General features: G+C 65.5%; 12 protein-coding genes. 10 read left to right on the top strand and 2 right to left on the bottom strand.

Going from position 1 to position 13,145, the window contains the following annotated elements; genetic code table 11:
• Window positions 1-28: 28 nt before the first annotated feature.
• From ACE3TU_RS00140 to ACE3TU_RS00125, 4 genes are read left to right on the top strand one after another with little or no spacing between them, the layout of a single operon-like run.
• A complete protein-coding gene (locus ACE3TU_RS00140) occupies window positions 29-370 on the top strand; it encodes a hypothetical protein (RefSeq protein WP_374618611.1) in 342 nt (113 codons plus the stop codon).
• Window positions 371-372: 2 nt separating this feature from the next.
• Window positions 373-873: a hypothetical protein gene (locus ACE3TU_RS00135; protein WP_374618608.1), complete on the top strand. Its 501-nt coding sequence runs from the start codon at window positions 373-375 to the stop codon at window positions 871-873.
• A gap of 21 nt (window positions 874-894) precedes the next feature.
• On the top strand, window positions 895-1,599 hold the full coding sequence (locus tag ACE3TU_RS00130) for a hypothetical protein (RefSeq protein ID WP_374618605.1): 705 nt from the start codon (window positions 895-897) through the stop codon (window positions 1,597-1,599).
• Window positions 1,596-2,351: a hypothetical protein gene (locus ACE3TU_RS00125; protein WP_374618602.1), complete on the top strand. Its 756-nt coding sequence runs from the start codon at window positions 1,596-1,598 to the stop codon at window positions 2,349-2,351. The genes ACE3TU_RS00130 and ACE3TU_RS00125 overlap by 4 nt, the downstream gene beginning before the upstream one ends.
• Window positions 2,352-2,372: 21 nt before the next feature.
• On the opposite strand, the gene ACE3TU_RS00120 is transcribed toward ACE3TU_RS00125, so the two are convergent.
• The gene (locus ACE3TU_RS00120; protein ID WP_374618599.1) at window positions 2,373-2,522 is read right to left on the bottom strand and encodes a hypothetical protein; all 150 of its coding nucleotides are present in this window, start codon (window positions 2,520-2,522) and stop codon (window positions 2,373-2,375) included.
• A gap of 114 nt (window positions 2,523-2,636) precedes the next feature.
• The gene (locus ACE3TU_RS00115; RefSeq protein ID WP_374618596.1) at window positions 2,637-3,068 is read right to left on the bottom strand and encodes a DUF5990 family protein; all 432 of its coding nucleotides are present in this window, start codon (window positions 3,066-3,068) and stop codon (window positions 2,637-2,639) included.
• A 228-nt stretch (window positions 3,069-3,296) separates the two neighbouring features.
• On the opposite strand from ACE3TU_RS00115, the gene ACE3TU_RS00110 reads away from it, so the two are divergent.
• From ACE3TU_RS00110 to ACE3TU_RS00085, 6 genes are all read left to right on the top strand, one after another.
• Complete coding sequence (locus ACE3TU_RS00110) at window positions 3,297-3,569, top strand: hypothetical protein (protein ID WP_374618594.1); 273 nt, start codon at window positions 3,297-3,299, stop codon at window positions 3,567-3,569.
• Between the two features lie 192 nt (window positions 3,570-3,761).
• Window positions 3,762-4,715 (top strand): DUF3991 and toprim domain-containing protein, encoded by a 954-nt coding sequence (locus tag ACE3TU_RS00105; RefSeq protein ID WP_374618799.1) that lies wholly within the window; start codon window positions 3,762-3,764, stop codon window positions 4,713-4,715.
• Between the two features lie 139 nt (window positions 4,716-4,854).
• Window positions 4,855-5,454, top strand: coding sequence for a DUF1419 domain-containing protein (locus ACE3TU_RS00100; protein WP_374618591.1), 600 nt, complete (start codon window positions 4,855-4,857; stop codon window positions 5,452-5,454).
• Between the two features lie 11 nt (window positions 5,455-5,465).
• Window positions 5,466-5,864, top strand: coding sequence for a DUF3085 domain-containing protein (locus ACE3TU_RS00095; RefSeq protein WP_374618588.1), 399 nt, complete (start codon window positions 5,466-5,468; stop codon window positions 5,862-5,864).
• An 84-nt stretch (window positions 5,865-5,948) separates the two neighbouring features.
• Complete coding sequence (locus ACE3TU_RS00090) at window positions 5,949-11,057, top strand: N-6 DNA methylase (RefSeq protein ID WP_374618585.1); 5,109 nt, start codon at window positions 5,949-5,951, stop codon at window positions 11,055-11,057.
• A gap of 301 nt (window positions 11,058-11,358) precedes the next feature.
• The gene (locus ACE3TU_RS00085; RefSeq protein ID WP_374618583.1) at window positions 11,359-13,062 is read left to right on the top strand and encodes a ParB N-terminal domain-containing protein; all 1,704 of its coding nucleotides are present in this window, start codon (window positions 11,359-11,361) and stop codon (window positions 13,060-13,062) included.
• The last annotated feature ends 83 nt before the right edge of the window (window positions 13,063-13,145 follow it).

Below are 13,145 nucleotides of genomic sequence, written 5' to 3'. Positions count from 1 at the left end.
TGCCGCCACAGTATTGCTGGAGGTTAGCGTGGCCATCACAGCCAAGGACGTTGCGGAACTACATGCCTACGCCGAGGGCGTCATGGGCCGGGCCGAGCACCATGCCGGCCAGGTAAAAGGCATCGCGCTCGCCATCCTTGGCGGCATCATCTGGCGCGGCGAACCCGATTCCATAAGGATCCGCAGCTTCGCCGGCAGCCCGGCCAACATGCTGTGGGCCAGGATCGGTGCCAATACCTATGTGTTCGCCTACAACCACGACAACGAGAAGATCGAGATCAGGGACCGCACGCAGACCGGCGCCGTGCTGCACAGTTTCGACAACAGCACGCCCGCCGCCGACATCGAGTCCGCCTTCAGGGCATTGTGACGATGCTGGCCGCGCGCGCGCAACTCGACTTCATCAACAGTCTCGTCGCCCGGTTTCAGCGGCGGGACAGCGTGATGCAACCGCTCATCGTGTTCCAATCGCAGTACATCGCCATCATAGCGCTGCTCAGGTCGGTCGGCCATGTCTTCGAAAAGGTCGACTGCGACACTTCCGAGCGCGAGGTGTGGGGCAATAGAAAATGGGCAGAATGGAAACGCGTGCCGATCTTTCGGAGCTTCATCGAACCCAGACGCAACGACCTGCTCAAGGAGTTCAAGGGCGGTCTCGAGCTCCGCGACATCGGCTTCAGCTCGCCGGCAATCGTCGCTGACCCGTCGATGCCTGGTATGACGTCAATCGTGACGACCCTGGAAGCGGCAGATCTCCGCGACGCGAATGGCCGTTTCATTCTGCCGCAGATTCACGAAGCGGTCGCGTTCTGGGATCGCTGTCTGGCTGAGGCCGAGGCTGCTTTCGGCGAAGACCGCCGTTCGGCGAGCTAGAGCGGGAGAGCAGTGGGGGCCATGCCAGAGAAGCAGACTGATCAGCCGCCATCGTTGCAGCAGCGGCTCGCCGCCATCGAGAAGCTCGAGGCCGAGCTGGTCGAAAAGGCCCACGCCATCCTGCCCAAGGGCGCCATCAACATCGTCGACTTCTTCATCTTGGGCGCCACACAGCGCACGCTCTCCCAGTCGACTGCCTTCCGCACCCTCATCGCAGCACGAAACTTCCCATCGGCGACGGTCCTCCTGCGCACCCAGATCGACACCGCGATGCGCATCAATGGCCTGAGGATGATGGCTAATCTCGAAACGGATGTGCAGCGCATCTTCAAGGGTGAGCGTACCTTCGATCGGCTGATGTCCACTCCCGCCGCCGGCGGCGGCAAGCCTGAACGTCTCACCGACGCCTTTCTGAAGAAGAAGCTCGCCGAGGAGCATCCCTGGATCGAGCCGCTTTACGAGCAGACCTCGGACTTCGTCCATCTCAGCTTCCGCCACCTCTTTACGGCCATCACGGAAACCGACGCCGCAACGCAGATCGCGACCATGGCGATCAGTGGCACCGATCCCAAGCAGGACGAGAGCGTCTACTACGAGGTCTGCGATGCCTTCTTCCGTGTTTCGCGCCTGACCTCGATGACGATCCTCGGCGTGTTGATGGCGAGGCATCAGCCCGACAAGGTCAAGGCGGCCGCGGCCGCCGCGGCGACCGGCGGGGCGGAATGACGTGTTCGCAGCGCATCCTCATCGACCTCGATCGTCCGGAGGACTGGCCGGCCGATCTCGTTGACGTGCTCGAGACCTGCCACGATGCGCTGCGCTCCCGCGAGGTCGGACCGCTGAGCGATCGCTTTGATGCCGCGATCTACGCTATCGTCGATGCCCTCGAGCCCTACAGCATTGTGGGCTGGCACTGCACGCGACTGGCCGAACACGAAATTGAGGACATCCGGAGCCGAGGCATGGCTCTCCTCGATGTGGATCTCGTTTCCCGGCGCGTCGATGCCGCGATCCAACACCGCCTCATCTCGGTCGAACACGGTAAACGTCTCAAGACCGCCAACCAGGCCGGCGAACGCTATCGTGCTGGCATGCTCTGGTTCTGCTTTTTTCCGCCGGCAATCGCCGGCGAAGGCGGCATCGGTGACCTCCTTCGCTACTGGGGCGGCGAGGCCGTCTACAACTCCCATGACCGGCAACCCGAGATGGGCAAGGTGATCGCCGGCATCGGCCGCCCGGCCATCGTAGAAGCGGAAATTCCCCTCGCATGGTGTGGCGGCGATCGAGGTCTGCGCTTGGCCATGAATATCGGCCAGCGCTTCGTCGTCGCCCGCGGAACTCGCAGTCCGAAAGCGATGCACGTCGAGGACAATATCAAACGGCCGCTCCCACCCGAGCTGATCCGGCGAGTGCATGTCTTCCCGGCGCCGGAATTCCTGAGGCTCTCAGGCTGCGCGAGCTGGTCGTCGCCGCTCTAGTCGGAGCCTGGCCGCACCGTTTCAACCGCGAGCGAGCCTTCCGGCAGCGGCGAGCGCATCGCCCGGCACCGCGTTGTTCGAGACATAGGCACTCAGCAATTGCACGGTCAGCGTGGTGAGATCAGGCTTCTCCGCCTCGGGCATCGGGCTTCCCTCGTTCATTGTCGACATCGACTGCTCCGCTCTGCCTCCCGGCACGTCGGAAAACAGAGACGAGATCATCCGGAAAGTCAAAGCCTCGGTCCCATGGTGTGCGTTTGGGCTTGAACGCGCACCCGGTCGCCCTCAACGCTCGACCATGCGCCGTCCCGTCGGTCGCACCGTGGCGCAGGCGGGCGTGCCGTCCTTGTCGGTGCCGATGACGGTTGTTTCGATGACGGCCCCCTCATTGGCCGCGCGATCGAGCAGCTCGGGTGCAATGTCGTGGATGTCGATCTTCATCCGGCGGGACCAGGGCGAGAAGGGATCACCTGCCGATTGGCCGATACGCACATAGACAAATCTCCGCACCGGGCCTTCGCGGCGTACCTGATCGCCGAAGAACTTGGGGCCAGGACCGACCCGGATGGGAAAATCGAATACGAGCGCCTCGCTTTCGCGCGAACGTTTCGGATCGAGCGGCGAGTCATCCCCTGCCTGAAGACTATGCAGCACGCCAATGACCGGGTTCTCGATGACGATCCGCAGATCGAGGACGGTTTGATCTGTCTTTGCCACGCGACTATGGACCTCAGAAGCTGCCGTCACCTTGGGCCGCATACCACCCGGTTGCCGAGAGTCAAACGATAGCTGCGCGTCCCGGCTTGAGGTATCTAGCGAGGTGGGCGTCCTCCTCGCGGAGCCGGGCTGTCGGCAAAGCCGAAGCCCCGCGAGAGGGTCTTCGCCCTGACGGGCGTCCATCCCTGACGCAGAAGGTGGAGCAACCGGCGAGCAAGGGGAAACATCATGCTTGCGGCAATCGGCACATGGGTGGAGCGAAGGCGGTCGATCCGCCGCCGCTGGCAAGCTGACGCCCGTGCCCTCGCCGAAGCCGACATGCACAACGCCTACTACGAAGCCCAAAGGCGCGCCGCGAGGGCCCGGGTTCGCAACGATAGAGCTGCGTTCTACCACTGGGCCAAGGTGGCCGCCGAAGTCGCCCGGATCGCGCCGCTTGCGGGGATGGACATCGACGTCGTGCGTGCCGTGGTTGCGGAGGAGGAGCGCCACCGACCCTGACGGTGATGTGCTGTGCCGCTTGCGCGCTGCGCCCGGCAAGGGAAGCTCCCGCCGCGGGCGCAACCCGTCACTAACGCCGGGTTGCAGACCGCGCCCTTGCCCGCCTTGCTCTTCGCGGCCTTCGGGTCCTGCCCATGCGTGTGCGAGGTGGAATCGAATAGAAGGGGAGCGCGTCAGGCCGCGCGAGGAAGAATGGAAAAAGCGGAACTGGAAGAGCTGAAGGACAAGGTGCCCTGTGCTGCGGTGCTGGAGCGTGCCGGGTTTGCGCTCGACCTCAAGGAGAGCACGCGCAAGGCGATGAAGTATCGGCGCGACGCATCGATCATCATCGTCATCCATGAGGGCAAGGGCTGGTTCGATCCACTCGGCGACGGCAAAGGTGACGTGTTTCGCCTGGTCGAGCATCTCGAGGGCGTGCCGTTCATCGACGCCATGAACGATGTCGCGGGCCTCGTCGGTTTCGTGCCGTCGGAGCCGGTCTGGCAGCGCGAGTCCCGCGAACGCGAGCCGGACCTGTCGATCCCGGAACGCTGGCAGGCCCGGCGCAAGCCGTGGCGCGGATCGGCGACCTGGCGCTATCTCGCCGAAGCCCGCCGTCTCCCCGAGCGCATCATCAGGGCCGCAATCAGCGCCAATGTTCTGCGCGAAGGCCCACGCGGCTCGATGTGGGCGGCGCATCTTGATGAGGGTGGCGCCGTCACGGGCTGGGAAGAGCGCGGGCCGGACTGGCGCGGCTTTGCTACCGGCGGCGCCAAGGTGCTGTTCCGGCTCGGCACTCCCGATGCGCAGCGCCTCTGTGTGACCGAAGCGGCGATCGATGCCATGAGCCTCGCCGCGCTCGAAGATCTTCGCGCCGACACGCTCTATCTCAGCACCGGCGGCGGCTGGTCGCCGGCGACCGACGCGGCGATCCGCGCGCGTGCCTCCAAGACTCAGGTCAAGCTCGTCGCCGCCACCGACAACAACACCCAAGGCGACGTCTATGCCGGCCGGCTCCTAGCGATCGCCGAGGAGTCCGGATGCAGCGCCGAGCGGCTGCGTCCGGCTGCGGACGACTGGAACGCCGATCTGAAAATGAGGACGGAGGGAGGAGAAAAGCCGGAGGCAAACCGAGTGCCGCATGCCCGCCGGTCGCCTCAAGGGTGAAGCTTCGCCCGGCTGCGCCGGCCCTTGACCCGCCCGGACGGAGAGGCGGCCGCGCGGGAGGGGTCCGGAAGGGCCGAAGAAAAGGTGATCCATAGGGGATGAACCGCGCTCCGGCCCGCAAATGGCCAGGAGCCTCCCTATGACCCAGTCTTCCATCCGCAAGATCTATTTCGGCGTTGCCGATCGCCGGCAGATGTTCCGCCTCTTCGACCGCCACGCCCAGCGGCCCAATCGCTGGGAGCATGACGACAGCGCACTGTTCGCCGGTGAGTGGTTCGAGATCGCCAGCGCCGAGCACGACTACATGCTCGACCTGCTGCCGCCGCTCTGGATGCGCGGCGAGATGTTCGCCATGCGCGAGTTCCTCACCGAGAGCGTCACCAGCGTGTTCTACACGCTCAGGATCGACGGCAGGACGCGCTACTTCCACGCCTATTGCGACCTCTTGCACTCGCGCTCGCCGGTCGAGATGCGCGACGCCATTGTCGCGCGCGAATCCTGGCCGGTGAAGGCGATGACGCGGGTCGAGCGCCTCGAGCATGTCTGGAGCGCCACCCACGATGAATATCGTGGCTATGCCGGTGAGCGCTTCCTGCCCGACCATCGCGGCAAGCGCACCATCCTCGTCTATGGCATGGGCACGACCGAGCTGAAGCTGCTCGACGACCTCAGCGACGACGAGATCGCGGCCAAGCTCCCGGTGCATCTGAGGCACCTGCCCATCCGCGCAGCGGCGTGAGGGAGGCGATCATGTTCACTTTCCCGATCGTGGCGGTCCGCAAGGTCATCGAGCGCGGCATCGAGGATGCCGCGGCCAATGGCGGCTTCCGCAACCCCTATTACGGCACCCGGCCCGGCGAGGGCGAAAAGCCCGGCCTCTGGCTGGTCGGCGACGAGGGCGTCTACATCATGTCCAATGGCAAGCTCGCCGAGGGTATGCGCGCGCTCGTCATCTATGCCGAGCAGTGCCACCCCAAGGGCGACATCGACTGGTGGGACTACAAGCGCCGTCACTTCGGCGCCGATGACGGCATCGAGTTCGTCGAGGCCGAACGGCTGCTGCCGCTCTTCGACCACAACCTCCGGACGACGCATCTCAACATTGTGCTCACCGAGACCGAAATCGCGCTCTCGCTGATCACCCGCTGACTTCTCCAACCCCGCGACATCGATCGCCTGGCCGACCCGCTCGGCCGGGGGATCGCGTGCGCCCCTCACACAAGGATTTCTCCCATGTCCAACGACGATCCCTTCACCCTCGACCTGTTCAATACTACGACGTTGTCGTCCGGCCTCGGTATCGGCGTCACCGCCTTTGGCAGCGACTTCGGCTTCGGCGAGCACGATGCCGGGCAGCCCTCGACGCGCGCCGTGCCGGAGCCAAAGCCGGTCACCCAGCCCGTCCGGTCACCGCGCCGCGCGGCCAAGACCGAGGCCGGTGCCAACTTCGTCCTCGACTCCGATCGTGGTCTGGCCCGGGGCTGGAAGAGCCGGGCCCGCGACAACCTCGATGCGATCCGGCTCGCCGCCGAGATCGAGACCGAGGACCGGCCGGCGACGCCGGAGGAACAGGCGCTGCTTATCCGCTTCACCGGCTTCGGCGCCTCCGAGCTCGCCAATGCCGTTTTCCGCCGTCCCGGCGAAGAGGGCTTTCGCGCCGGCTGGGGCGAAATGGGCGCCGAGCTCGAGGAGGCAGTGTCGGGCGCGGACTACGCATCGCTTGCCCGCTGCACGCAATATGCGCACTTCACGCCGGAGTTCATCGTGCGGGCGATGTGGGCGGGCCTCATGCGTCTCGGCTGGCGTGGGGGCAAGGTGCTCGAACCCGGCATCGGCACGGGATTGTTTCCCGCGCTGATGCCAACAGCACTGCGCGACCAGGTGCATGTCACCGGCGTGGAGATCGATCCGGTGACGGCGCGGATCGCGCGCCTGCTGCAGCCACGGGCCCGCATCCTCAATGTCGACTTCGCGCGCGCCGACCTTCCGGCAAACTTCGACCTCGTCATCGGCAATCCGCCGTTCTCGGACCGGACCGTGCGCTCGGACCGCGCCTATCGTTCGATGAGCCTCCGCCTCCACGACTACTTCATCGCGCGCTCGATCGACGTGTTGAAACCGGGTGGTCTCGCGGCGTTCGTCACCAGCTCGGGCACGATGGACAAGGCGGATCGCTCGGCACGCGAGCATATCGGCAGTACCGCCGATCTTGTCGCCGCCATCCGCCTGCCCGAAGGCAGCTTCCGGGCCGACGCCGGCACCGATGTCGTCGTCGACATTCTCTTCTTCCGCAAGCGCCGGCACGGCGAGGTCGAGGGCGGCGTCGCTTGGCTCGACACCGACGAGGTTCGGGCTGCCAAGGTCGATGATGCGGCAATCCGGGTGAACCGCTGGTTCACCCGCCATCCCGATCTCGTGCTCGGCACGCACGCCATGACGTCGGGGCCCTTCGGCGAGACCTACACTTGCCTGCCCCATCCAGACGTCGATCTCGCGCAGGCGCTGCGTGATGCCGTCTCGCTTCTTCCGGAAGCCATCTATGACGGCGACCCCGAGCCGGTCGACTCCGACGCCGCAAATGCCAGGGACGGCTTCGATGATCTCGCTACCGACGGCCCCGGAATCCGTGAAGGCAGCTTCTTCATAGGCAAGAACACTGCGCTGATGCAGATCGTCGATGGGGCGCCGGTCACCATCACCGTGCGCAAGAGCCGCAATGCCGACGGTATCCCGGACAAGCATGCGCATATCATCCGCAAGCTGATCCCGATCCGCGACGCGGTGCGCGAGGTGCTGAAGGCCCAGGAGCTCGACCGGCCGTGGAAGCCGGCCCAGGTCAAGCTGCGCATCGCCTGGTCCAACTTCGTGAGGTCCTTTGGGCCGATCAACACTACGGTGGTTTCGACCAGCGAGGACCCGGAAAGCGGCGAGATCCGCGAGACGCATCGCCGCCCGAACCTCGCCCCCTTCCTCGACGATCCCGATTGTTGGCTGGTGGCGTCGATCGAGGATTACGACCTCGATACCGACACGGCGCGGCCTGGCCCGATCTTCACCGAGCGCGTGATCGCACCGCCTTCTGCGCCGATCATCAATTCCCCGGCCGATGCTCTCGCCGTGGTGCTGAACGAGCGCGGCCATGTCGATGTCGACCACATCGCCGAGCTGCTGCATGTCGATCCTGAGATCGTCATCGCCGATCTGGGCGCCGCCATCTTCCGCGACCCGGAGACCGGCGCGTGGCAGACCGATGACGCCTATCTCTCCGGCCAGGTCCGCGACAAGCTCAAGGCTGCCGAGGCCGCCGCTGCGCTCGACCCGGCCTTCGAGCGGAACGTCCGTGCGCTCGTCGGCGTGCAGCCCGCCGATCTCGGTCCGTCCGACATCACCGCGCGTCTCGGCGCGCCTTGGATTCCGGCGGCGGACGTCGTCGCCTTCGTCAAGGAGACGATGGGTGCCGAGATCCGTATCCATCACATGCCGGAACTGGCGTCGTGGACGGTCGATGCTCGGCAGCTCGGCTACATGGCGGCCGGCACCTCCGAATGGGGCACCGGTCGCCGGCACGCCGGGGAGCTCATCGCCGACGCTCTCAACAGCCGCGTGCCGCAGATCTTCGACATCATCAAGGACGGCGATAGCGAACGGCGTGTCCTCAATGTTGTCGATACCGAGGCTGCCAAGGAAAAGCTCACCAAGATCAAAACGGCATTCCAGACCTGGATCTGGTCCGATCCCGATCGCACCGACCGGCTGGCGCGGGTCTACAATGACCGGTTCAACAACATCGCCCCGCGAACGTTCAACGGAGACCATCTCGTTCTTCCGGGCGCCTCTGGCGCCTTTTCTCTTTATCGGCACCAGAAGCGGGGCATCTGGCGCATCATCTCGGCCGGCTCGACCTATCTCGCCCACGCCGTGGGCGCCAGCAAGACCATGACCATGGCCGCGGCCGTCATGGAGCAGAAGCGGCTCGGCCTCATCGCCAAAGCCATGATGGTCGTCCCGGGCCACTGCCTGGCGCAGGCGGCGCGTGAGTTCCTGGCGCTCTATCCGACCGCCCGCATCCTCGTCGCCGACGAGACCAATTTTACCAAGGACAAGCGCCATCGCTTCCTCAGCCGGGCGGCCACGGCGACCTGGGACGCCATTATCATGACGCATTCAGCTTTCCGCTTCATCAGCGTGCCCTCGGCGTTCGAGCAGCAGATGATCCAGGACGAGCTCGAGCTCTACGAGGTCCTGCTGACCAAGGTCGAGAGCGGCGACCGCGTCTCGCGCAAACGTCTCGAGCGCTTGAAGGAAGGCCTCAAGGAACGGCTGGAGGCGCTCGCCACCCGCAAGGATGATCTGCTGACGATCTCCGAGATCGGCATCGACCAGATCATCGTGGATGAGGCGCAAGAGTTCAGAAAACTCTCCTTCGCCACCAACATGTCGACGCTCAAGGGGATCGATCCGAACGGCTCGCAGCGCGCCTGGGACCTCTACGTGAAGTCGCGCTTCATCGAAACCAGGAATCCCGGCCGCGCGCTCGTGCTGGCCTCCGGCACGCCGATCACCAATACCCTGGGCGAGATGTTCTCGGTCCAGCGTTACCTCGGCTACGCAGCGCTATTGGAGCGCGGCCTGCACGAGTTCGACGCCTGGGCCTCTACGTTTGGCGACGTGACCACCGAGCTCGAATTGCAGCCCAACGGCAAATACAAGCCGGTCACCCGCTTCGCGACCTTCGTCAACGTGCCCGAGCTCATCGCCATGTTCCGTTCTTTCGCGGACGTGGTCATGCCCGAGGATTTGCGCGCCTATGTGAAGGTGCCGGCGCTCGCGACCGGCACGCGCCAGATCAGGACGTCGAAACCCTCGGCGGCGTTCAAGCGCTACCAGGTCCTCCTCGATCAGCGCATCAAGGCGATCGAGCAGCGCGAGGGGCCGCCGGAGCCCGGCGACGACATCCTGCTCTCCGTCATCACCGACGGCCGCCACGCCGCGATCGACCTGCGCCTCGTTGATCCCGACAATGACAATGAGCCGGACAACAAGCTCAACGATCTCGTCGCCAATGCGCTTCGCATCTGGCGGGAGACGACCGACAGCGCCTATGTCCGCCCCGACGGCAAGCCGTTCGAGTTGACCGGCGCCGCGCAGATGATCTTCTCCGATCTTGGCACGATCAATGTCGAAAAGACGCGCGGCTTTTCGGCCTATCGCTGGATCCGCGACGAGCTCGTGGGCATGGGCGTCCCCGCGTCCGAGATCGCTTTCATGCAGGACTTCAAGAAGTCGGAGGCCAAGCAGCGCCTGTTCGGTGACGTCCGCGCCGGCAAGGTCCGCTTCCTGATCGGCTCGTCGGAGACGATGGGCACCGGCGTCAACGCCCAGCTGCGGCTCAGGGCCCTTCACCATCTCGATGTGCCGTGGCTCCCCTCGCAGATCGAGCAGCGCGAGGGCCGTATTCTGCGGCAGGGCAACCAGCACGATGTCGTCGATATCTTCGCCTATGCCACCGAGGGCTCGATGGACGCCCAGATGTGGCAGAACAATGAGCGCAAGGCTCGCTTCATCGCCGCGGCGCTGTCGGGCGACACGTCGGTTCGCCGGCTCGAAGACCTCGGTGAGGGACAGGCCAACCAGTTCGCCATGGCCAAGGCGATCGCTTCGGGCGATCCGCGCCTCATGAAGAAGGCCGGACTCGAAGCAGACATCGCACGCCTCGAACGGCTGCGGTCCGCGCACCAGGACGATCAGTTCGCCATCGGCCGGCAGATCCGGGATGCCGAGCGCGATATCGAATATTCGACGCGCCGGATCGGCGAGATCGGCCAGGACCGCGCGCGCCTGGTGCCCACCACGGGCGAGGCATTCCGAATGACGGTCGGCGAGGCGGTGTTCACCGAGCGCAAGCTCGCCGGCCGGGCCCTGATGACCGAGATCCTCACCCTGGTGCAGCTGCAGCAGTCGGGCGACGCCGTCATCGCTTCGATCGGCGGCTTCGATGTCGAATATTCCGGCGAACGCTTCGGCCAGGACGGCTATCGCTATGCGACCATGCTGGTGCGCACCGGCTTGAAGACGGAAATCGAGTCGCCCGTCACCACAACGCCGCTCGGCGCAATCGCCAAGCTCGAACATGTGCTGGCCAACCTCGCCGAAGAGCAGCACCGCGCCCGTTACCGGCTCGCCGAGGCCGAGCGCCGGCTTGCTGCCTATCGCTCGCGCGAGGGCGGCGCTTTCGCCTTCTCGGACGAGCTCAGCGACAAGCGCAGGCAGCTCTCCGAGATCGAGGAGTCGCTCTCGCTGGACATCGACGGCATTCGTCCCACTGAAGTGCAAGCGGCATAACGCCAGCGCCCAGGCTCCCGCCGCCCCAGGGGCTTTCCAGAAGGAAGGGGGAGAATGAAAGGCAAAGAGGACCGTTCGCAGATCGGGCGGTCCGCCGACGCTGGCGCTCAATCGCGCCCGTCGCGATCCCGGCCCGTCATCCTGCGCAGGGCTGAAGAAGCCCCGCTTGGCCAGCCGGGCAGGGATGCTCGGCCGCAATTGCACCGGCCCGCCCGCTCCGCGGGCCGGAGGGGGTCTTCGGAAGGAAGACGAGAAAGGACCGGCGAAGGGCCACGTCCGCAATCCTCAAAGGAGCATCTCCATGGAAATCAAGCTGATCGATCCGCGTGCGCTCGTCGATAATCCCGACAAGGCGCGGCGGACCAAATCCAGCCCGCAGTCCGACGCACTGCTGCTGGCCACCATCCGCGGAGTCGGCATCGTGCAGCCGCCGGTCGTGGTGCCGCAGACCGACGGCGGCAATGGCTTTGTCATCCAGCATGGTCATCGCCGCGTGAAGCAGGCGATCGCCGCCGGTCTCGAAGAAATCGCCATCATCGTCGACGAGGCCTCGGCCGATGGCGGCGCCATGCGCTCGATGATCGAGAACACCGCGCGCGAAAATCTCAACCCAGTCGACCAGTGGCGCGCCATCGAACGCCTCGTCGCTCTGGGCTGGACCGAGGAGGCGATCGGTATCGCGCTCGCACAGCCGGTGCGCCAGATCAAGAAGCTGCGCCTGCTGGCCAATGTGCTGCCGGCCATGCTCGATCACATGGCCAAGGGCGACATGCCCGACGAGCGGCAGCTGCGCACAATCGCCGGCGCCTCGCTCGATGAGCAGAAGGAGGTCTGGAAGGCGCACAGGCCGACCAAGGGGGACCCGCAGGTCGATTGGTGGCGCGTCGCGCAGGGTCTGGCCAAGACACGCATGTATGCGCGCGATGCCAGCTTTGGCGACGACCTCGCTCAGGCCTATGGCATCGCCTGGGCCGAGGACCTCTTCGCACCGGCCGACCAGGACAGCCGCTACACCACCGATGCCGACGCCTTCCTCGGCGCCCAGCAGGAGTGGATGACCCAGAACCTGCCCAAGAAGGGCGTCATCGCCGAGGTCAGCAATTATGGCGAGGTGAAGCTGCCGCCCAAGGCCGAGCGTGTCTATGGCACGCCCAAGAAGTCCGACCACACCGCGATGTATCTCGATCGCGAGGGTAAGGTGAAGACGGTCCACTTCCGCATGCCGGAGGCCAAGAAGAAGGCCAAGGGCTCGGCAGCTGACGGTGGTGAAGACGAGGCGATTGTCGTCTCCAAGTCCCGTCCGGCCGTCACCCGCAAGGGCGTCGAGATGATCGGTGACCTGCGTACCGACGCGCTGCACGAAGCGCTTTCGCGGGCGCCGCTCGAGGACGAGACGCTGCTGGCGCTGCTCGTTCTCGCTTACGCCGGCCAGAATGTGCGGGTCGATTCCGGTGCCGGCGGCGATCATGGCTATGGGCGCCGTATGCCCCGTCATGCTGCCATGCTGTTCGATGCCGAGGGCAGGTTCGCTTTCGACACCGACACGCTGCGCATTGCCGCGCGCGGTGCGCTGATCGACGTGCTCTCCTGCCGCGAGGGCATGAGCAAGTCGGGCATCGTGGCGCTCGTTGCCGGTGCGGCGATCGGCGCCGACAGCTTCCTCGCCAATATGGGCACGGAGGACTTCCTCTCGTGCCTGTCCCGTCCGGCGCTTGAAGGCTCGTGCGTCGACACGCCGGTGCTGCCCCGTGCACGCGTCAAGGACACCCGCGCCGCGCTGGTCGAGCACTTCAAGGAGGGCCATTTCGTCCATCCGTCGGCGCTGTTCGCTCCGGATGCCGACAGCCTCACCGAATGGCTCGGCAAGAACGCCGTTCCGGAAGACGAGGACGACGGCACGCCTGCCGAGCAGGACGAGCTCGACGGCGATGTGCCGGTGGAATCGGCCCACGACTTCGTCGACGAAGACGAACTCTCGGAGGGTTATCGCGAGGCCGCCGAGTAAGTCGCACCTCACTTTCGAGCGCTCTGCCGCCGCCGGGTTCGCCCGGCGGCGGTTTCGTTTCCACCCTCAGCATCTGGAGGACA

This window comes from Devosia sp. (assembly GCF_041917035.1).
Classification (GTDB): Bacteria; Pseudomonadota; Alphaproteobacteria; order Rhizobiales; family Devosiaceae; genus Devosia_A.
Note: the sequence above shows the minus strand (reverse complement) of the source record. Positions and strands in the feature narration are given on the sequence as shown.